Origin of the sequence: Agrobacterium sp. SORGH_AS_0440 (assembly GCF_031453135.1) — a bacterium.
In the GTDB taxonomy this organism is placed as follows: Bacteria; Pseudomonadota; Alphaproteobacteria; order Rhizobiales; family Rhizobiaceae; genus Agrobacterium; species Agrobacterium pusense.
Genome location: NZ_JAVIYR010000002.1, coordinates 1,198,100 through 1,217,073 on the forward strand (window position 1 = coordinate 1,198,100; position 18,974 = coordinate 1,217,073).

The 18,974-nt window shown below is 59.3% G+C and carries 18 protein-coding genes and 1 tRNA gene; all 19 read left to right on the forward strand.

Annotated elements, in window-relative coordinates:
• Positions 1–31: 31 nt before the first annotated feature.
• The 19 genes from QE453_RS15190 (at position 32) to QE453_RS15280 (ending at position 18,945) form a co-directional block, all read left to right on the forward strand.
• Positions 32–108: transfer RNA gene (locus tag QE453_RS15190), tRNA-Asp, on the forward strand.
• A 435-nt stretch (positions 109–543) separates the two neighbouring features.
• On the forward strand, positions 544–909 hold the full coding sequence (locus QE453_RS15195; protein WP_003496469.1) for an NADH-quinone oxidoreductase subunit A: 366 nt from the start codon (positions 544–546) through the stop codon (positions 907–909).
• Positions 900–1,484: an NADH-quinone oxidoreductase subunit B family protein gene (locus QE453_RS15200; protein ID WP_003496467.1), complete on the forward strand. Its 585-nt coding sequence runs from the start codon at positions 900–902 to the stop codon at positions 1,482–1,484. Before QE453_RS15195 ends, QE453_RS15200 begins: the two co-directional genes overlap by 10 nt.
• Positions 1,485–1,504: 20 nt before the next feature.
• The gene (locus QE453_RS15205) at positions 1,505–2,107 is read left to right on the forward strand and encodes an NADH-quinone oxidoreductase subunit C (RefSeq protein ID WP_004441311.1); all 603 of its coding nucleotides are present in this window, start codon (positions 1,505–1,507) and stop codon (positions 2,105–2,107) included.
• The gene (locus tag QE453_RS15210) at positions 2,104–2,532 is read left to right on the forward strand and encodes a GFA family protein (RefSeq protein WP_004441314.1); all 429 of its coding nucleotides are present in this window, start codon (positions 2,104–2,106) and stop codon (positions 2,530–2,532) included. The genes QE453_RS15205 and QE453_RS15210 overlap by 4 nt, the downstream gene beginning before the upstream one ends.
• Position 2,533: 1 nt before the next feature.
• The gene (locus QE453_RS15215; RefSeq protein ID WP_004441317.1) at positions 2,534–3,724 is read left to right on the forward strand and encodes an NADH-quinone oxidoreductase subunit D; all 1,191 of its coding nucleotides are present in this window, start codon (positions 2,534–2,536) and stop codon (positions 3,722–3,724) included.
• Positions 3,724–3,984: a hypothetical protein gene (locus QE453_RS15220; protein WP_004441318.1), complete on the forward strand. Its 261-nt coding sequence runs from the start codon at positions 3,724–3,726 to the stop codon at positions 3,982–3,984. The genes QE453_RS15215 and QE453_RS15220 overlap by 1 nt, the downstream gene beginning before the upstream one ends.
• Positions 3,985–4,000: 16 nt before the next feature.
• The gene (locus QE453_RS15225) at positions 4,001–5,110 is read left to right on the forward strand and encodes an NADH-quinone oxidoreductase subunit E (protein ID WP_004441319.1); all 1,110 of its coding nucleotides are present in this window, start codon (positions 4,001–4,003) and stop codon (positions 5,108–5,110) included.
• Between the two features lie 10 nt (positions 5,111–5,120).
• Positions 5,121–6,425: an NADH-quinone oxidoreductase subunit NuoF gene (nuoF, locus tag QE453_RS15230; protein ID WP_004441321.1), complete on the forward strand. Its 1,305-nt coding sequence runs from the start codon at positions 5,121–5,123 to the stop codon at positions 6,423–6,425.
• Positions 6,426–6,574: 149 nt separating this feature from the next.
• Complete coding sequence (nuoG, locus tag QE453_RS15235; protein ID WP_112765743.1) at positions 6,575–8,656, forward strand: NADH-quinone oxidoreductase subunit NuoG; 2,082 nt, start codon at positions 6,575–6,577, stop codon at positions 8,654–8,656.
• Between the two features lie 12 nt (positions 8,657–8,668).
• A complete protein-coding gene (nuoH, locus tag QE453_RS15240; RefSeq protein WP_004441324.1) occupies positions 8,669–9,715 on the forward strand; it encodes an NADH-quinone oxidoreductase subunit NuoH in 1,047 nt (348 codons plus the stop codon).
• A gap of 36 nt (positions 9,716–9,751) precedes the next feature.
• The gene (gene nuoI / locus QE453_RS15245; protein WP_004441327.1) at positions 9,752–10,243 is read left to right on the forward strand and encodes an NADH-quinone oxidoreductase subunit NuoI; all 492 of its coding nucleotides are present in this window, start codon (positions 9,752–9,754) and stop codon (positions 10,241–10,243) included.
• 136 nt (positions 10,244–10,379) lie between these two features.
• Positions 10,380–10,994: an NADH-quinone oxidoreductase subunit J gene (locus QE453_RS15250; protein ID WP_004441329.1), complete on the forward strand. Its 615-nt coding sequence runs from the start codon at positions 10,380–10,382 to the stop codon at positions 10,992–10,994.
• Positions 10,995–11,022: 28 nt separating this feature from the next.
• On the forward strand, positions 11,023–11,331 hold the full coding sequence (nuoK, locus tag QE453_RS15255) for an NADH-quinone oxidoreductase subunit NuoK (RefSeq protein WP_003521516.1): 309 nt from the start codon (positions 11,023–11,025) through the stop codon (positions 11,329–11,331).
• Between the two features lie 7 nt (positions 11,332–11,338).
• On the forward strand, positions 11,339–13,336 hold the full coding sequence (gene nuoL, locus QE453_RS15260; RefSeq protein WP_309777377.1) for an NADH-quinone oxidoreductase subunit L: 1,998 nt from the start codon (positions 11,339–11,341) through the stop codon (positions 13,334–13,336).
• Positions 13,336–14,847 carry an NADH-quinone oxidoreductase subunit M gene (locus tag QE453_RS15265; RefSeq protein WP_004441333.1) on the forward strand — a complete coding sequence of 504 codons (1,512 nt, stop codon included), beginning with the start codon at positions 13,336–13,338 and terminating at the stop codon, positions 14,845–14,847. Before nuoL ends, QE453_RS15265 begins: the two co-directional genes overlap by 1 nt.
• 18 nt (positions 14,848–14,865) lie before the next feature.
• Positions 14,866–16,308 carry an NADH-quinone oxidoreductase subunit NuoN gene (gene nuoN, locus QE453_RS15270; protein WP_022556035.1) on the forward strand — a complete coding sequence of 481 codons (1,443 nt, stop codon included), beginning with the start codon at positions 14,866–14,868 and terminating at the stop codon, positions 16,306–16,308.
• A gap of 26 nt (positions 16,309–16,334) precedes the next feature.
• Entirely contained in the window at positions 16,335–17,075 is a 741-nt protein-coding gene (locus tag QE453_RS15275) for a biotin--[acetyl-CoA-carboxylase] ligase (protein WP_004441337.1), read from the forward strand.
• A 202-nt stretch (positions 17,076–17,277) separates the two neighbouring features.
• Complete coding sequence (locus QE453_RS15280; RefSeq protein WP_035207842.1) at positions 17,278–18,945, forward strand: ribonuclease J; 1,668 nt, start codon at positions 17,278–17,280, stop codon at positions 18,943–18,945.
• Positions 18,946–18,974 lie beyond the last annotated feature (29 nt).

An 18,974-nucleotide genomic window follows, 5' to 3' on the forward strand; every position in this document is an offset into this window, starting at 1 on the left:
CGGAAAAAACGCAGATGAATGTCTGTGGAGCGCGGGTGTAGCTCAGTCGGTTAGAGTGCCGGCCTGTCACGCCGGAGGTCGCGGGTTCGAGCCCCGTCACTCGCGCCATTTCTCCTTCTTGAAATGTCTCCATCTGAACAATCGATGCGCGGTCTGCGCGGCTTCGTCTTCAGCGATTCAGATCTCTGATTCCGGCCGTTTCCCGCGGGATTTTTCCTGCTTTTATTAGTCAAGTTTCGATTTCCCGATATCGTCACTTCGCCAACGTTTGGGCGTAAAAATCGTGTGTCTTTTTTGCGGTTGCGTCCTTCAATCGATTATTATTGTATTTGAGGGGCTTAGGTCGGAAATGTGGCCCAAATTTGCGTCAATTCCGGCAATATTGTTGCCAATCAATGCGGCAGGTGTCTTGAAATGGTGCCTAAACTCTTGCAGAGAGGGCGCGGCTGCGCTAACCACTTTGGCGTTGCAACATATTTGTCCGCTCTTTGAGACTAAGGTCACAAAGGCAGGCCCGGCACCCGGCCGGGCAGGGAAGAGACCATGACTGAACTCCTCAGTTCCTACATTCCGATCGCAATATTCATCGGTATCGCTCTTGTCATCGGCCTGGCGCTTCTGATCGCGCCTTTCGCTGTCGCTTACAAGGCGCCGGACCCGGAAAAGCTCTCTGCTTTCGAGTGCGGTTTCAACGCCTTCGACGATGCCCGCATGAAGTTCGATATCCGCTTTTATCTGGTGTCGATTCTGTTCATCATCTTTGACCTCGAAGTCGCGTTCCTGTTCCCATGGGCGGTGTCTTTCGGTGAGATGGGCTGGTTCGGTTTCTGGTCGATGATGGTGTTCCTCCTCGTTCTCACCATCGGCTTTATCTATGAGTGGAAGAAGGGAGCGCTGGAATGGGCATGAGCCAGAACAACAGCACGCTCGTCGCGCCGCAGCCGAAGGGGATCATCGATCCCTCCACCGGCAAGCCGGTTGGCAGCAACGATGCCTACTTCACGGAAATCAACGACGAGCTGGCCGACAAGGGCTTCCTCGTCACCTCGACTGACGAACTGATCACCTGGGCCCGTACCGGCTCGCTGATGTGGATGCAGTTCGGTCTCGCCTGCTGCGCCGTCGAAGGCCTGATGCAGGCTTCCGGTCCGCGTTACGACATGGAGCGCTTCGGTGTCGCCCCGCGCGCCTCGCCGCGCCAGTCGGACGTGATGATCGTCGCCGGCACGCTGACCAACAAGATGGCTCCGGCTCTGCGTAAGGTCTATGACCAGATGCCTGAGCCGCGTTACGTCATCTCCATGGGTTCCTGCGCCAATGGCGGCGGTTATTACCATTATTCCTACGCCGTCGTGCGCGGCTGCGATCGCGTCGTGCCGGTGGATATCTACGTTCCGGGCTGTCCCCCCACGGCCGAAGCGCTGCTTTACGGCGTGCTTCTGCTGCAGAAAAAGATCCGGCGTACCGGTACGATCGAGCGCTAAGGGCAAAGGACGGATTTAGAATGAGCGAAGCTCTCAACGATCTTGCTGCTTACGTTAAGGAAGCGCGCGGTTCACTCGTGGTGTCGGCCGATATCGCCTATGGCGAGCTGACGCTGAACACGACGCCTGAAAGCGTAATCGCGCTTCTGACCTTCCTGCGCGACGATGTGCAGTGCGGATTCGTCAATATCATCGATATCTGCGGCGTTGACTGGCCGCAGCGCGAAAAGCGTTTCGATGTCGTCTATCATCTGCTGTCGCCGCGCCAGAATCTGCGCGTCCGCGTCAAGCTGCAGGTGGAGGAGGACGAGGGCGTTCCTTCTGCGACCTCCGTCTACATGGGTGCGGAGTGGTTCGAGCGTGAAGCCTGGGACATGTATGGCATTCCGTTTGAGGGCCATGCGGACCTTCGCCGCATCCTCACCGATTACGGTTTCGAAGGCCACCCGCTGCGCAAGGATTTCCCGGTTACCGGGTTTGTTGAAGTGCGTTACGATGACGTTCTGAAGCGCGTGCTTTATGAGCCGGTCGAGCTGAAGCAGGAATTCCGTAACTTCGACTTCCTTTCCCCTTGGGAAGGGACCGATTACGTTCTTCCTGGCGACGAAAAGGCCAAGCAATGAGCCAGGTCTCCGCGACAGAGCATGGGCAATGTCTTTGCGGCGCCGTCGGCCTTGAGGCCGTCATCGGCGCCCGCGAATTCGGCGTTTGCCATTGCTCCATGTGCCGCCGCTGGTCCGGCGGCGCGTTTCTGGCTGTCGAATGCGCTGATATCTCCGTCGAAAACGAAGAGAGCCTCGGCGTCTATTCCTCGTCGGAGTGGGGCGAGCGCTGCTTCTGCAAGAATTGCGGCAGCACGCTGATGTGGCGTTCCAAGGATGGCAAGCATTTTGCCGTGTCGCTGCAGGCTTTTGACAACCCTTCCAGTTTCAGGTTCGCGTCGCAGATTTTCACGGATGAAAAGCCTTCGAGCTATTCCTTCGCTGAGATCACGCAGAACATGACCGGCCCCGAATTCATCGCCATGATCACCTCGGCGGAGCACTAGAATGACTGAGCATAACGTCCGCAACTTCACGATCAACTTCGGTCCGGAACATCCCTCCGCGCACGGCGTGCTGCGTCTGGTTCTGGAACTGGACGGCGAAATCGTCGAGCGCGTTGATCCGCATATCGGTCTTCTGCATCGCGGAACCGAAAAGCTGATCGAGACGAAGACCTATCTGCAGGCCGTTCCTTACTTCGATCGTCTCGACTACGTCGCGCCGATGAACCAGGAGCACGCTTTCGCGCTCGCCGTCGAAAAGCTGCTCGGCCTCGAAATCCCGATGCGCGGCCAGCTGATCCGCGTTCTCTATTCGGAAATCGGCCGCATCCTCTCGCACATCATGAACGTGACCACGCAGGCCATGGACGTGGGCGCGATGACGCCGCCGGTCTGGGGCTTCGAAGAGCGCGAAAAGCTGATGGTGTTTTATGAGCGCGCCTGTGGCGCGCGCATGCACTCGGCCTATTTCCGTCCGGGCGGCGTTCACCAGGACCTGCCGCCGGAACTGGTTGACGATATCGGCAAGTGGTGCGATCCCTTCATCACCGTCCTCGACAATATCGAGGGCCTCCTGACGGATAACCGCATCTATAAGCAGCGTAACGTCGATATCGGCGTCGTCTCGCTGGAAGATGCCTTTGCCTGGGGCTTTACGGGCGTGATGGTGCGTGGTTCCGGCGCTGCCTGGGATTTGCGTCGTTCGCAGCCTTATGAGTGCTATTCCGATCTGGAATTCGACATTCCTGTTGGCAAGAACGGCGACTGCTATGATCGTTACCTGATCCGCATGCAGGAAATGCGCGAATCCGTGAAGATCATGAAGCAGTGCGTCGAGCTTTTGTCCGGCAAGCACCGCATCGGCCCGGTCTCCTCGCTGGATGGCAAGGTGGTTCCGCCCAAGCGCGGTGAGATGAAGCGTTCGATGGAAGCGCTGATCCACCACTTCAAGCTCTACACCGAAGGTTACCACGTTCCCGCTGGCGAAGTTTACGCCGCCGTCGAAGCGCCAAAGGGCGAGTTTGGCGTCTATGTGGTTGCCGATGGTTCCAACAAGCCTTACCGCTGCAAGATCCGCGCTCCGGGCTATGCCCATCTGCAGGCGATGGATTTCCTGTGCAAGGGCCATCAGCTTGCCGACGTTACAGCCGTGCTCGGCTCTCTCGACATCGTGTTCGGGGAGGTCGACCGCTGATGCGTCTGCCGCTGGCCATTCCGGCTTTTCTCGCAGCGATGTCCACCCCCGTTTTCGCCCAGACGGCGACGGACGAGGGCGGTGTATCGTTGGCGAGCGGCGGCTCCTCGACCATCAAGCAGCTTCTGTCGTCGGGATACGAGATAAAGGCCTCGGTTCCCAATGGCAGCAAGTTCATTGTGTTCATGCAAAAAGACAAGGCGGCTTATGCCTGCGAATTCGTCACGGTGGCGAGATCGCGGTGTGAGACGTTAAACTGAAAAGGCGTGAGGAAGTATGTCCGTTCGTCGACTAGCCGAAGATCAGTTCCAGCCCGTGGCATTTGCCTTCAACGCGGAAAATACCGCATGGGCTGAAAAGACGATCAAAAAATACCCCGAGGGACGCCAGCAATCAGCGGTCATCCCGCTGCTCATGCGTGCGCAGGAGCAGGATGGCTGGGTTACCCGCGCCGCCATCGAAAAAGTCGCAGACATGCTGGACATGGCCTATATCCGTGTTCTTGAAGTTGCGACCTTCTATACGCAGTTCCAGCTGAAGCCGGTCGGCACGCGTGCCCACGTTCAGGTCTGCGGCACCACGCCCTGCATGCTGCGCGGCTCCGAAGCGCTGATGGATGTCTGCCGCAAGAAGATCCATCACGATCCGCTGCACACCAATGAGAGCGGCACGCTTTCCTGGGAAGAGGTGGAATGTCAGGGCGCCTGCGTCAACGCGCCGATGGTCATCATCTTCAAGGATGCCTATGAAGACCTGACGCCCGAGCGTCTGGAAGAGATCATCGATGCTTTCGAGGCAGGCAAGGGCGACACCGTCAAGACCGGCCCCCAGATCGACCGTCACCAGTCCGTCCCCGTTGGCGGCCTGACGACCCTGACGGAAGAGATCAAGCCTGACCGTTCCAATCTCGACAAGCCGGCTGAAGTGCCAGCGGATGCCGCACAGGTTCCCCCGTCCAACGCCGCCAAGCCGAAGACGGATGCGCCGGAAACCGATCCGAAGCTGAAGACGCCGGCCAACGAGCCCAAGGCTGCTGCTGAAAACGCAAAGGCTGGCGAAAAGGAATCGGTCGGCAAGGAAGCGGCAGCATCAAAGCCGTCGCTGGATTCCGCGGATCGTCCGGCAGGCATCGAAAAGCCAGCTGCCCCTGATGACCTGAAGCTCATTTCCGGCGTCGGCCCCAAGATTGAGGGTACGCTGAACGAGCTCGGCATCTTCACCTATGCGCAGATCGCCGGCTGGAAGCAGGCCGAATGCGACTGGGTCGATGGATATCTGAATTTCAAGGGCCGTATCGGCCGTGATGACTGGGTCAAGCAGGCCGAGGCGCTCGCCAAGGGTGGCGAAGCCGAGTATATCAGGGTCTTCGGCAAGAAGCCGCGGTAAGAGGTGAAGCATGTTAAAAGATCAGGATCGCATCTTTACCAATCTCTACGGCCTCAAGGACAAGTCCCTGAAAGGCGTGCTGGCGCGCGGCCACTGGGACGGCACCAAGCAGATCATCGAAAAGGGCCGTGACTGGATCATCAACGAGATGAAGGCTTCGGGCCTTCGCGGTCGCGGCGGCGCTGGCTTCCCGACGGGTCTCAAATGGTCCTTCATGCCGAAGGAAAATGACGGCCGTCCGCATTATCTCGTCGTTAACGCCGATGAATCCGAGCCCGGCACCTGCAAGGACCGCGAAATCCTGCGCAACGATCCGCACACGCTGATCGAAGGCTGCGTGATCGCCGGTTTCGCCATGGGCGCGCACACCGCTTACATCTATGTTCGCGGCGAATATATGCGCGAACGTGAGGCTCTTCAGGCGGCCATCGACGAATGTTACGATGCCGGTCTGCTCGGCGGTAACAACAAGAATGGCTGGGATTTCGACATCTACGTGCATCACGGCGCGGGCGCTTATATCTGCGGCGAAGAGACGGCACTGCTCGAAAGCCTTGAAGGCAAAAAGGGCCAGCCGCGTCTGAAGCCGCCGTTCCCGGCCAATATGGGTCTTTACGGCTGCCCGACGACCGTCAACAACGTTGAATCGATCGCGGTTGCCCCGACCATTCTGCGCCGCGGCGCTGCCTGGTTCTCGTCCATCGGCCGTCCCAACAACGTCGGCACCAAGCTGTTCATGGTCTCCGGCCATGTCGAACGTCCGTGCACCTTCGAAGACGCGCTCGGCCTGTCCTTCCGCGAACTGATCGAACACCATTGCGGTGGCATTCGTGGCGGCTGGGACAATCTGCTCGGCGTCATCCCCGGCGGCGCTTCCTGCCCCATCGTTCGCGGTGAGGACATGAAGGACGCCATCATGGATTTCGACGGCATGCGCGAAGTGAAATCCTCCTTCGGCACCGGCGGCATGATCGTCATGGACAAGTCCACCGACGTCATCAAGGCGATCGCTCGCATCGCGGCCTTCTTCAAGCACGAAAGCTGCGGCCAGTGCACGCCGTGCCGTGAAGGCACGGGCTGGATGTGGCGCGTGCTGGAGCGCATGGTCAAGGGCAATGCGCAGAAGCGCGAAATCGACATGCTGTTCGAAGTGACGAAGCAGATCGAAGGCCACACCATCTGTGCGCTCGGCGACGCCGCAGCATGGCCGGTACAGGCGCTGATCCGCAATTTCCGTCCGGAAATCGAAAAGCGTATCGACCAATATACCTACAGGGCCATGGATGATGGCGCTGTTCTGGAAGCCGCTGAATAAGCGTTGAGGCTTCGAGCGGAGCCGGAATTTCCGGCCTCGCGACACCATGAAGCGCCTGGCAGATGATTAAGAGTGCCGGGCGTGATTAAGGATTTGTTGCGGACCGTGTGAGACATGGGACGAACAGGCAACAGGACGTAAGTAGAACCATGGCAAAGCTCAAGGTTGACGGTAAAGAGATCGAGGTTCCGGATCATTTCACGCTGTTGCAGGCGTGCGAGGAGGCTGGCGCCGAAGTTCCGCGCTTTTGTTTTCATGAGCGCTTGTCGGTCGCGGGTAACTGCCGCATGTGTCTCATCGAGGTAAAGGGCGGACCGCCGAAGCCGGCCGCTTCCTGCGCCATGGGCGTGCGCGACGTTCGCGGCGGCCCGAACGGCGAATTGCCTGAGGTTTTCACCAACACGCCGATGGTCAAGAAGGCCCGCGAAGGCGTGATGGAGTTCCTGCTCATCAACCATCCGCTGGATTGCCCGATCTGCGACCAGGGCGGCGAATGCGACCTGCAGGACCAGGCCATGGCCTTCGGTATCGCCGGTTCGCGTTACGCGGAAAACAAGCGCGCGGTTGAAGACAAATACATCGGACCGCTCGTCAAGACGGTCATGAACCGCTGCATCCACTGCACGCGCTGCGTCCGTTTCACCACGGAAGTGGCCGGCATTGCCGAACTCGGCCTCATTGGCCGTGGCGAAGATGCCGAAATCACCACCTATCTCGAGCAGGCGATGACCTCGGAGCTGCAGGGCAACGTCGTTGACCTTTGCCCCGTCGGCGCGCTCACCTCCAAGCCTTTCGCCTTCACGGCCCGTCCGTGGGAACTGAACAAGACCGAAACCATCGACGTGATGGATGCGCTCGGTTCGGCCATCCGCGTCGATACCCGCGGCCGCGAAGTCATGCGTGTCATGCCGCGTGTCAACGAGGCCATCAACGAAGAGTGGATTTCCGACAAGAGCCGCTTCATCTGGGATGGCCTGAAGACTCAGCGCCTCGACCGGCCTTACGTCCGCAAGGATGGCCGCCTGCAGCCCGCAACCTGGGGCGAAGCCTTCGGTGCGATCAAGCAGGCTGTGGCTGCGACCTCAGGCAACAAGATCGGCGCGATTGCCGGCGATCTGTCGTCTGTCGAAGAAATGTTCGCGCTGAAGTCGCTTCTCGCGTCGCTCGGCTCGGCCAATGTTGATTGCCGCCAGGATGGCGCAGCGCTTGACCCGTCTCTCGGCCGCGCCAGCTACCTGTTCAATTCCACCATCGAAGGTATCGAACAGGCGGACGCCCTGCTGATCGTCGGCTCCAACCCGCGTTACGAAGCAGCTGTCCTCAACGCCCGCATCCGCAAGCGCTGGCGTCGCGGCGGTTTCCCGATCGGTGTGATCGGTGAAGCCGGTGAGCTGCGTTACAATTACGAATATCTCGGCTCGGGCGCTGAAACACTGTCCGATCTCGCCAATGGTTCGCACAGCTTCGTTGACAAGCTGAAGTCCGCCAAGAATCCGCTGATCATCATCGGTCAGGGCGCATTGTCCCGTGCTGATGGCGCTGCCGTTCTTGCCGCCGCTGCCAAGCTCGCCACCTCCGTCGGCGCTGTCACCGAAGAGTGGAATGGCTTCTCGGTCCTGCACACTGCCGCTGCCCGCGTTGGTGGTCTCGATATCGGCTTCGTGCCGGGTGAGGGCGGTGTTGCTGCAGCCGACATGGTCGCCTCGATGGATGTTCTCTTCCTGCTCGGCGCCGATGAACTCGACCTGTCGAACAAGGGCGCGAAGTTCACCGTCTATATTGGCAGCCATGGCGATCAGGGTGCAATGAACGCCGACGTCATCCTTCCGGGTGCGGCCTATACGGAGAAGTCCGGTATCTGGGTCAACACCGAAGGCCGCGTCCAGCTTGGCAACCGTGCCGGTTTCGCACCGGGCGAGGCCCGCGAAGACTGGGCGATCCTGCGTGCGCTGTCCGACGTCCTCGGCAAGAAGCTGCCGTTCGATTCGCTGTCTGCCCTGCGCGGCCAGCTCTACGTCGCGCATCCGCATCTCGCTGAGACCGATGAGATCGTTGCCGGCAAGGCTTCGGATATCGAGGCTCTGGCTGCCAAAACCGGCCCGCTCGTGAAGTCGGCGTTTGCTTCGCCGGTAAAAGACTTTTATTTGACGAACCCGATTGCGCGCGCCTCTGCCGTCATGGCCGAGTGCTCCGCATTGGCCCGCAACAATTTCCAGGCTGCGGCAGAGTAAGGGTAGGGGATTATGGAATCGTTTTTCTGGAGCTACGTCTGGCCCGCGCTGATCATGGTCGGCCAGTCCCTGCTGCTTCTCGTTTGCCTTCTGGTGGCCATCGCCTTCCTGCTGCTTGCTGACCGCAAGGTCTGGGCGGCCGTACAGCTGCGCCGTGGTCCGAACGTCGTTGGTCCCTTCGGTCTTTTCCAGTCCTTCGCTGACCTCTTGAAATTCATCCTGAAGGAGCCCGTTATTCCGGCCGGCGCGAACAAGGCGGTCTTCCTGCTGGCGCCGCTGGTTGCCGTGACGCTGGCTCTCGCCACCTATGCCGTCATTCCCTTCAATGAAGGCTGGGTCGTCGCCAATATCAATGTCGGCATTCTCTACATCTTCGCGATCTCGTCGCTTGAAGTGTACGGCATCATCATGGGCGGCTGGGCTTCGAACTCGAAATATCCGTTCCTCGGCGCGCTGCGTTCGGCGGCACAGATGGTGTCCTACGAAGTCTCGATCGGTCTCGTCATCGTCACCGTTCTGCTTTGCGTTGGTTCGCTGAACCTCACGGATATCGTTCTGGCGCAGCGTACCGGCCTCGGCACCATGCTTGGCCTGCCGGCATCGTTCCTTGACTGGCACTGGCTGTCGCTGTTCCCGATGTTCATCGTGTTCTTCATTTCGGGTCTCGCCGAAACCAACCGTCCGCCCTTCGACCTTCCGGAAGCGGAATCGGAACTGGTTGCCGGTCACATGGTGGAATATGGCTCCACGCCGTACATGATGTTCATGCTCGGTGAATATGCTGCGATCGTTCTGATCTGCTGCCTGACGACCATCCTGTTCCTTGGCGGCTGGCTGCCGATCGTCGATGTATGGTTCCTGAACTGGGTGCCGGGCATCGTCTGGTTCGCCATCAAGGGCTGCATGGTCTTCTTCATGTTCGCTCTGGTGAAGGCCTTCGTTCCGCGTTACCGCTATGACCAGCTCATGCGCCTTGGCTGGAAGGTGTTCCTGCCGCTGTCGCTCGCCATGGTCGTTATTGTTGCATTCGTATTGAAGCTGACGGGGTGGGCCGGTTGATGTCTGAACTCCTCGCTCAAAGATCTGGAGACTGAGATGGCAAGCCTCTCCCAAGCCGTCAACTCGCTGTTCCTCAAGGAATTCGTCGGCGCGATCTTCCTGACCATGCGTCACTTCTTCAAGCAGAAGGCGACGATCAACTATCCTTTCGAGAAGGGTCCGGTGTCGCCGCGCTTCCGTGGTGAACATGCGCTGCGCCGTTATCCGAACGGTGAAGAACGCTGCATCGCCTGCAAGCTGTGTGAAGCGATCTGTCCTGCTCAGGCAATCACCATCGAAGCCGGCCCGCGTCGCAACGACGGCACCCGCCGCACGGTGCGTTACGATATCGACATGGTGAAGTGCATCTATTGCGGCTTCTGCCAGGAAGCCTGCCCGGTGGACGCCATCGTTGAAGGCCCGAACTTCGAATTCGCGACGGAAACCCGCGAAGAGCTTTATTTCGACAAGCAGAAGCTTCTCGACAATGGCGACCGCTGGGAGCGTGAAATCGCGCGCAACCTCGCACTGGATGCACCTTACCGTTAAGGTGCAACCGTCTTTCCGGGGAGCAACCCCGGAGAGCGATGAAAAGTAAAATGCCTGCGCGGTTTTCGCCGGCGGGGACGAAACGGGCGAGGGGGCTTCCGGCCATTTCTCCCGATGAGGACAAGAAGGCACCAAAATGGGTCTGCACGCTGTATTCTTTTATATATTCGCTTTCGTCGCCGTGGCGTCTGCGTTCATGGTCATCGCATCGAAGAACCCTGTTCATTCGGTGCTGTTTCTGATCCTGACCTTCTTCAACGCAGCTGCGCTGTTCCTGCTGACGGGAGCCGAATTCCTCGGCATGATCCTGCTGGTGGTTTATGTCGGCGCCGTGGCGGTGCTCTTCCTCTTCGTCGTCATGATGCTGGATGTGGATTTCGCCGAGCTTCGCTCCGGCGTGCTGCAATATGCGCCTGTTGGCGCGCTGATCGGCGTCATTCTTGCGGCTGAGCTGATCGTCGTCGTGGGCGGCAGCGTGCTCAACCCGCAGGCGGCCAAGTCCATCACCATGCCGATCCCGCCGGTTGCCGAACGCACCAATACGGCCGCGCTCGGCGACGTGCTTTATACCAATTACGTCTACTTCTTCCAGCTCGCCGGCCTCGTGCTGCTTGTGGCCATGATCGGCGCCATCGTGCTGACGCTGCGTCATCGCACCGACATCAAGCGGCAGGACATTGCCACGCAGGTCGGCCGTGACCCCAAGACCGCGGTTACCACGGTCAAGGTCAAGCCGGGCCAGGGCATCTGAGGCGCGAACGGATCCAAGGAAACAGAATATGGAAATCGGTCTTTCCCACTACCTGACGGTCAGCGCGATCCTCTTCACGATCGGCGTCTTCGGCATCTTCCTCAACCGGAAGAACGTCATCGTCATCCTGATGTCGATCGAACTCATTTTGCTCGCGGTCAACATCAACATGGTGGCCTTCTCGGCATTCCTGAACGATATCGTCGGCCAGGTCTTCGCCCTGTTCATTCTGACCGTTGCAGCCGCTGAAGCGGCGATCGGTCTTGCAATACTCGTTGTCTTCTACCGCAACCGCGGATCGATCGCCGTGGAAGACGTCAATATGATGAAGGGCTGATAAAGCTATGATCTACAAGGCTATCGTCTTTCTTCCACTGATCGGCTTCCTGATTGCGGGCCTCTTCGGCCGCTCCATCGGCGCCAAGGCATCGGAATATGTCACCACCGGTCTGATGATCGTGGTTGCCATCCTGTCCTGGATCGTGTTCTTCAATGTCGCACTCGCCCATGGCGAGCCGGGCGAGGTGATCAAGGTCACCGTGCTGCGCTGGATCCAGTCGGGCGGTATCGACGTCGAATGGGCGTTCCGCATCGACACGCTGACGGCCGTCATGTTCGTCGTGGTCAACACCGTCTCGACGCTGGTGCACCTCTATTCGATCGGATACATGCACCACGATCCGCATCGTCCGCGCTTCTTCGCCTATCTCTCGCTTTTCACCTTCGCAATGCTGATGCTGGTGACTTCCGACAACCTGCTGCAGATGTTCTTCGGCTGGGAAGGCGTGGGTCTGGCGTCCTATCTGCTGATCGGCTTCTGGTTCAAGAAGCCGTCCGCATCGGCTGCCGCGATGAAGGCCTTCATCGTCAACCGCGTCGGTGACTTCGGCTTCATCCTCGGCATCTCCGGCGTCCTCGTGCTGTTCGGCTCGATCAACTTCGAAACCATCTTTGCTGCCGCCGGCACTTATCTGCCGGCTGAGGGCGCTGCCTCGACCGAAACCGTCATCAACCTGTTCGGCATGCAGCTGGACAAGGCCAATGCGATGACGGGCGTCTGCCTGCTGCTCTTCATGGGCGCCATGGGTAAATCGGCGCAGTTCCTGCTGCACACCTGGCTACCGGACGCGATGGAAGGCCCAACCCCGGTTTCGGCGCTCATTCATGCCGCAACCATGGTTACTGCCGGTGTCTTCCTCGTCGCCCGCATGTCGCCGCTGTTTGAACTCTCGCATGATGCCTTGACCGTCGTGACGCTGATCGGCGCGATCACCGCCTTCTTCGCGGCGACCGTCGGTCTGGTGCAGAACGACATCAAGCGCGTTATCGCCTATTCGACCTGCTCGCAGCTCGGTTACATGTTCGTGGCGCTCGGCGTCGGTGCTTACGGTGCTGCCGTGTTCCACCTCTTCACGCACGCCTTCTTCAAGGCCCTGCTGTTCTTGTGCGCCGGCTCTGTTATCCATGCCGTCGATGGCGAGCAGGACATGCGTTACATGGGCGGTCTGCGCAAGCATATCCCCATCACCTTCTGGACCATGACTGTCGGCACGCTGGCGCTGACCGGCGTTGGTATCCCGGGAACGATGATCGGTTTTGCCGGCTTCTTTTCGAAGGACGTCATCATCGAATCCGCTTATGCCTCGCATTCGGTTCTGTCCGGTTTCGCCTTCACGCTGCTGGTCATCGCCGCGCTGTTCACCAGCTTCTATTCCTGGCGTCTGGCCTTCATGACCTTCTTCGGCAAGCCGCGTGCGTCTGCCGACGTCATGCACCATGTGCATGAATCGCCGATGGTCATGCTGATCCCGCTCTTCATCCTCACCGTTGGCGCGATCTTCGCCGGTGTTGCCTTCGAAGGTTACTTCTTCGGCCACGAATATGCCGAATTCTGGAAGGGCGCTCTCTTTACGCTCCCGGAAAACGAAATCCTTGAAGAGTTCCACCACGTTCCGCTGTGGGTGAAGTGGAGCCCGTTCTTTGCCATGGCCCTTGGTTTCGTGACCGCCTGGTACATGTACATCAAGTCGCCGGAGACGCCGAAGCGTCTGGCCGAGACCCATCGTGGCCTCTACCAGTTCCTTCTCAACAAGTGGTATTTCGACGAACTCTATGACTTCCTCTTCGTTCGTTCCGCGAAGGCGCTCGGCCGCTTCCTGTGGAAGAAGGGCGACGTCGCCGTCATCGACCACTATGGACCCAACGGCATTGCAGCGCGTGTGGTTGACGTGACCAACCGCATGGTCCGCCTGCAATCCGGTTACCTCTATCATTATGCCTTTGCGATGCTGATCGGCATCGCGGCGCTTGTCACCTGGATGATGCTCGGGAGTGCCCTCTGATGACCGATTGGCCCATTCTTTCAACGGTCACCTTTCTGCCGCTCGTCGGCGTGGTGCTCCTGCTTCTGACGAATGAGAACGGCCCCTATGGTCGCCGCAACATTCTCAATGTCTCGCTGCTGACGACCGTTTTCACTTTCATCGTGTCGCTGTTCATCTGGATCGGTTTCGACAATTCGAACCCCGGCTTCCAGATGGTCGAGAAGCATGAATGGTTCGGCAACATCGCCGCCTATCATCTCGGCGTCGATGGCATCTCCATGCTCTTCGTTATCCTCACCACTTTCCTCATGCCTTTCTGTGTGCTGGCAAGCTGGGATTCGGTCGAGAAGCGCATCAAGGAATACATGATCGCCTTCCTGCTGCTGGAAGTTGTCATGATCGGCGTCTTCGTGGCGCTGGATACCGTTCTCTTCTACGTCTTCTTCGAAGCGACGCTGATCCCGATGTTCATCATCATCGGCGTGTGGGGCGGCAAGGATCGCGTTTACGCCTCCTACAAGTTCTTCCTCTACACGCTGCTCGGCTCGGTCTTGACCATGCTCGCGATCATGGCCATGTACTGGCAGGCCGGCACGACCGATATGACGGAATTGCTGAAATACGGCTTCCCGGCCGGCATGCAGACCTGGCTGTGGCTCGCCTGTTTTGCCGCCTTCTCGGTCAAGATGCCGATGTGGCCGGTGCACACCTGGCTGCCGGATGCCCACGTTCAGGCCCCGACCGCAGGTTCGGTCATTCTGGCTGGCGTCATGCTGAAGCTCGGCGGTTACGGTTTCATCCGCTTCTCGCTGTCGATGTTCCCGCTGGCGTCGGACTATTTCGCACCTTTCGTCTTTACGCTGTCGGTTCTCGCCATCATCTACACCTCGCTGGTGGCGATGATGCAGGACGACATCAAGAAGCTGATTGCCTACTCGTCTGTTGCCCACATGGGTTACGTCACGATGGGTATCTTCGCCGCCAACGTTCAGGGCGTGCAGGGCGCTATCTTCCAGATGCTGTCGCACGGTATCGTCTCGGGCGCGCTCTTCCTCTGCGTCGGCGTTGTTTATGACCGTCTGCATACCCGCGAAATCGCGGCCTATGGCGGTCTCGTCAACAACATGCCGAAATATGCGGTCGCCTTCATGATCTTCACCATGGCCAATGTCGGTCTGCCCGGCACATCCGGCTTCATCGGTGAATTCCTGACGCTGGTCGGTGTCTTCCGCGCCAACACGCTGGTTGCGCTGTTTGCCGCAACCGGTGTCATTCTCTCGGCCGCTTATGCGCTGTGGCTTTATCGCCGCGTGATCTTCGGTGCGCTGGAGAAGGAAAGCCTGAAGAGCCTGCTTGATCTCTCGACCCGCGAAAAGGTCATCCTTTATCCGCTGGTTGTGCTGACCATCTTCTTCGGCGTCTATCCGGCTCCGGTGTTCGATGCGACAGCCGCATCGGTCGATCTTCTGGTAAACAACTATACGGCTGCATTGCAGGCGGCGCAAAATGTTGCGCTCACTATGAATTGACGACAGGACCCGTTGGACATGACCGCTGAAATCCTTTTTGCCAGTCTGCACATTGCGACGCCCGAGCTGATCCTCGCGATCGGCGCGCTGGCGCTGCTCATGATTGGCGTCTTCTCGGGCGACAAGTCGACAACGACGGTCACCGGCCTTGCCGTTGCCCTCCTGCTCGTCGTCGGTCTCTGGATCATCTTTGCCCCCGCATCGGGTGTTGCTTTCGGCGGTGTCTACATCGCCGATGCCTTCGGTAATTTCATGAAGGTGCTGGCGCTGATCGGCTCCATCACCGCCATGATCCTGGCCGTTGGCCAGGGACGCTTCGAACCGATCGGCCGTTTCGAATATCCGGTGCTGCTGGTTCTCGCGACGCTCGGCATCCTGCTGATGATCTCGGCCAATAACCTGATCTCGCTCTACATGGCGCTGGAACTGCAGTCGCTGGCGCTTTACGTCGTCTGCGCCATCAACCGCGAGAGCCTGCGTTCTACGGAAGCGGGCCTGAAATACTTCGTTCTCGGTGCGCTCTCTTCCGGCATGCTGCTTTACGGCATGTCGCTGGTCTACGGCTTCACCGGCAATACCGGCTTCACGGAAATTGCCCAGGTTCTGGCCTCGGAAACCCGTTCGCTCGGTCTGGTCTTCGGCCTGGTCTTCGTTCTCGCTGGTCTCGCCTTCAAGATTTCGGCCGTTCCGTTCCACATGTGGACGCCGGACGTTTATGAAGGCGCGCCGACCCCGGTTACGGCCTTCCTCTCGGCAGCACCGAAGATCGGCGCCATGGCGATCCTCGTTCGCATCGTCATCGAGGCGTTCCAGCCGGTCTTTGCCGACTGGCAGCAGATCGTCGTCTTCATCTCCATTGCGTCCATGCTGCTCGGTTCCTTCGCCGCAATCGGCCAGAAGAACATCAAGCGCCTGATGGCCTATTCCTCCATCGGTCACATGGGTTATGCGCTGGTCGGTCTTGCTGCTGGCACGCAGGCTGGTGTTGCTGGCGTTATCCTTTACATGGCCGTCTACATGGTCATGACGCTTGGCACCTTCGCCTGCATCCTCGCCATGCGCCGCAAGGAAATCGGCAATGTCGAGAATGTCGAAGATCTCGCCGGTCTTTCGTCTTCCAATCCCTTCATGGCGGTTGTGCTGACGATCCTGATGTTCTCGCTTGCCGGCATTCCGCCGCTCGCCGGCTTCTTCGGCAAGTACTACGTGTTCCTGGCCGCCATCGAAGCGAAGCTTTATCCGCTCGCCATTATCGGTGTGATCGGCTCGGTTGTCGGCGCCTATTATTACATTCGCGTCGTCAAGGTCATGTGGTTTGATGAAGCCAAGGACAAGTTCGAGCGTCCGTCGGGTGAACTCAAAGTGGTTTATGCGCTGTCGGCCTTCTTCACCGTCGCCTTCATCGTCTTCGGCGGTGCACTTGGCAACGCGGTCACTGCTGCGGCGAAGACCTTCTTTTGAGCAGTACACGAAGGAATACGGGCCGGATGTCCATCGACGATATCAGGCACGAGGCGATGGCGGAAACGCCATCGACCAATCTGGAATGTTTCGCCCGGGCACGGGCGGGTGATGGCGGCAACCTGTGGGTTACCGCCATCCGCCAGACCGGCGGCCGGGGCCGCCGTGGGCGGCCCTGGGTGTCGGAGCCCGGCAATCTCTACGCTTCCCTTCTTCTGATCGATCCTGCGCCGATGGAGCGCATCGGCTCCCTGCCGCTCGCTTTTGCGCTCGCGGTCTATCGCGCCATTCGCGCGGTTTTGCCGCCGGGCGGTGAGGCGCTTGAAATCAAATGGCCAAATGACGTGCTGATCGGCCGCCGCAAGACCTGCGGCATTCTGATGGAAGCCGAGCTTTTGCCTGACGGCCGGCGCGCCATCGTCATCGGCATTGGTATCAATATCGCCCATAAACCTGATAATCCGCTTTATCCCGTTACGATGCTGTCGGAACATGGTGCGTCTTGCTCGCCCGAGGAACTGTTTGCCCATCTCTTCCGTGAAACGGCCGAGGTTCTGCGCGAATGGGATGAGGGCAGGGGCGTATCCGCCATCATTGCCAGCTGGCGGGCAGCGGCCTGCGGCATTGGCGAACATATCACCGTCAATTTCCCGGATCGTTCGATCGGCGGGCGTTTTGTCGGAATTGATGATAATGGTTATCTGCTGCTGGATGAGGACGAGGGCGCAAGACGCTCCATTGCCGCTGGCGACGTGTTTTTCGGATGAGGTGCACGGTGCGGGTAAAAAAACCGCGCCGAACTGGATCCCATAGGCTGGAGCTTTCCTGCAGCTCATGAAATGCAGGGTGACAAACCGGCTCCGCATCGGCCCGGTCGATCAGATGGTTCAACAGGTCCGATGCTGATAGCAGCGGCATGGCGCGGCGTGATGCCGTCCTGCGCGCTTTTTTGAATGGATAAGAAAAACAATGGCTCAACAGGACGAACTGGTTTTTGTGCCGCTTGGCGGCGTGGGTGAAATTGGCATGAATCTGGCGCTTTACGGCTACGGGCCGGCGAGCAAGCGCCAGTGGATCATGGTGGATTGCGGCGTAACCTTTGCCGGTCTCGATCTGCCTGGTGTCGATCTCGTGCTGCCCGATATCAGCTATATCGAGGCGCAGAAAAAGAACCTCAAGGGCATCATCATCACCCACGCGCATGAAGATCACTATGGTGCGCTGAACGATCTCTGGCCCGGCCTCAACGTGCCGGTCTATGCGTCTGCCTTCACCGCCGGCATGCTGGAGGCGAAGCGCGCTTATGAGGGCAGCCGCGCGGAAATTCCGATCACGCCGTTCAAGGCGGGTGACCGCATCAATGTTGGCCCCTTCGAAATCGAAGCGGTTGGCGTCAATCACTCCATTCCCGAACCGATGTCGCTGGTCATCCGCACACCGCTCGGTAATGTCATCCATACCGGTGACTGGAAGATCGATGAGGCGCCTTCACTTGGGCCGTTGACGGATGAAGCCCGCTTCCGCGCCATCGGTGAAGAGGGCGTGCTGGCGCTGATGTGCGACAGCACGAACTCCGTGCGTGATGGTGTATCGCCTTCCGAGCATGAGGTTTCGGAAGGTCTGCGCCAGATCATCGAAAATGCCGAAGGCCGCGTGGCCGTTACCACCTTCTCCTCCAATGTCGGGCGCATCCGCTCGATCGCGCAGGCGGCTGAGGCTGCCGGTCGTGAAGTGCTGCTGCTCGGCTCGTCGCTGAAGCGTGTCGTCAACGTGTCGCAGGACCTCGGCATTATGGAAGGCATCAAGCCGTTCCTCGCTGAAGATGAATTCGGTTATATTCCGCGTGATCGTGTGGTGCTGATCCTGACGGGTTCGCAGGGGGAACCGCGCGCAGCACTCGCCAAGCTTTCCCGTGATGAGATGCGCAATGTGGCGCTCGCCTCCGGCGATACGGTCGTCTTTTCGTCACGCGCAATCCCAGGCAACGAAAAGGCGATCATCGATATCAAGAACGGCCTGATCGAACAGGGCGTCCACATCGTCACCGACAATGAGGCGCTCGTTCACGTCTCCGGCCATCCGCGCCGTAACGAGCTTCTGAAGATGTATGAATGGACGAAGCCGCAGATCGTCGTGCCCGTGCACGGCGAAGCGGCGCATCTGGTGGCGCAGAAGGAACTGGCCGAACAGGCCGGCATTTCGCAGGTGCCGAAGGTGCGCAACGGCAACGTTCTGCGCCTCGCACCCGGCCCGGCGGAAGTGATCGATGACGTGCCGCATGGCCGCGTCTTCAAGGACGGCAATCTCGTCGGTGACATGGACGAGATGGGCATCAGCAATCGCCGCAAGCTCTCCTTCGCCGGCCACGTCGCCGTCAATGTCGTGCTGGACAGCCGTTACGACTTCCTCGGCGATCCCGATGTCGTGCCTTTCGGCCTGCCGGAATTCGATGATGAAGATGAGGCGATGGAGGACACGCTTTATGACGCCGTGCTCGGCGCCGTCGAGAGCATTCCGCGCGCCCGCCGCAAGGATCTGGAACTGCTGCGTGAAGCCGTGCGTCGCGCCGTACGCGCCGCCGCCAACCAGAGCTGGGGCAAGAAGCCGATCGTGACGGTTTTCGTAACCAAGGTCTGAGCCGGCCGTCCGGCCGATTGGCCACCCGC

Coding starts and splice junctions, on each gene's coding strand:
- nuoK (WP_003521516.1), top strand. CDS start 11,023: ATGGAAATCGGTCTTTCCCACTACCTGACGGTCAGCGCGATCCTCTTC.
- nuoI (WP_004441327.1), top strand. CDS start 9,752: ATGGCAAGCCTCTCCCAAGCCGTCAACTCGCTGTTCCTCAAGGAATTC.
- QE453_RS15205 (WP_004441311.1), top strand. CDS start 1,505: ATGAGCGAAGCTCTCAACGATCTTGCTGCTTACGTTAAGGAAGCGCGC.
- nuoN (WP_022556035.1), top strand. CDS start 14,866: ATGACCGCTGAAATCCTTTTTGCCAGTCTGCACATTGCGACGCCCGAG.
- nuoG (WP_112765743.1), top strand. CDS start 6,575: ATGGCAAAGCTCAAGGTTGACGGTAAAGAGATCGAGGTTCCGGATCAT.
- QE453_RS15280 (WP_035207842.1), top strand. CDS start 17,278: ATGGCTCAACAGGACGAACTGGTTTTTGTGCCGCTTGGCGGCGTGGGT.
- QE453_RS15200 (WP_003496467.1), top strand. CDS start 900: ATGGGCATGAGCCAGAACAACAGCACGCTCGTCGCGCCGCAGCCGAAG.
- nuoF (WP_004441321.1), top strand. CDS start 5,121: ATGTTAAAAGATCAGGATCGCATCTTTACCAATCTCTACGGCCTCAAG.
- nuoL (WP_309777377.1), top strand. CDS start 11,339: ATGATCTACAAGGCTATCGTCTTTCTTCCACTGATCGGCTTCCTGATT.
- QE453_RS15210 (WP_004441314.1), top strand. CDS start 2,104: ATGAGCCAGGTCTCCGCGACAGAGCATGGGCAATGTCTTTGCGGCGCC.
- QE453_RS15275 (WP_004441337.1), top strand. CDS start 16,335: ATGTCCATCGACGATATCAGGCACGAGGCGATGGCGGAAACGCCATCG.
- QE453_RS15215 (WP_004441317.1), top strand. CDS start 2,534: ATGACTGAGCATAACGTCCGCAACTTCACGATCAACTTCGGTCCGGAA.
- QE453_RS15195 (WP_003496469.1), top strand. CDS start 544: ATGACTGAACTCCTCAGTTCCTACATTCCGATCGCAATATTCATCGGT.
- nuoH (WP_004441324.1), top strand. CDS start 8,669: ATGGAATCGTTTTTCTGGAGCTACGTCTGGCCCGCGCTGATCATGGTC.
- QE453_RS15225 (WP_004441319.1), top strand. CDS start 4,001: ATGTCCGTTCGTCGACTAGCCGAAGATCAGTTCCAGCCCGTGGCATTT.
- QE453_RS15220 (WP_004441318.1), top strand. CDS start 3,724: ATGCGTCTGCCGCTGGCCATTCCGGCTTTTCTCGCAGCGATGTCCACC.
- QE453_RS15250 (WP_004441329.1), top strand. CDS start 10,380: ATGGGTCTGCACGCTGTATTCTTTTATATATTCGCTTTCGTCGCCGTG.
- QE453_RS15265 (WP_004441333.1), top strand. CDS start 13,336: ATGACCGATTGGCCCATTCTTTCAACGGTCACCTTTCTGCCGCTCGTC.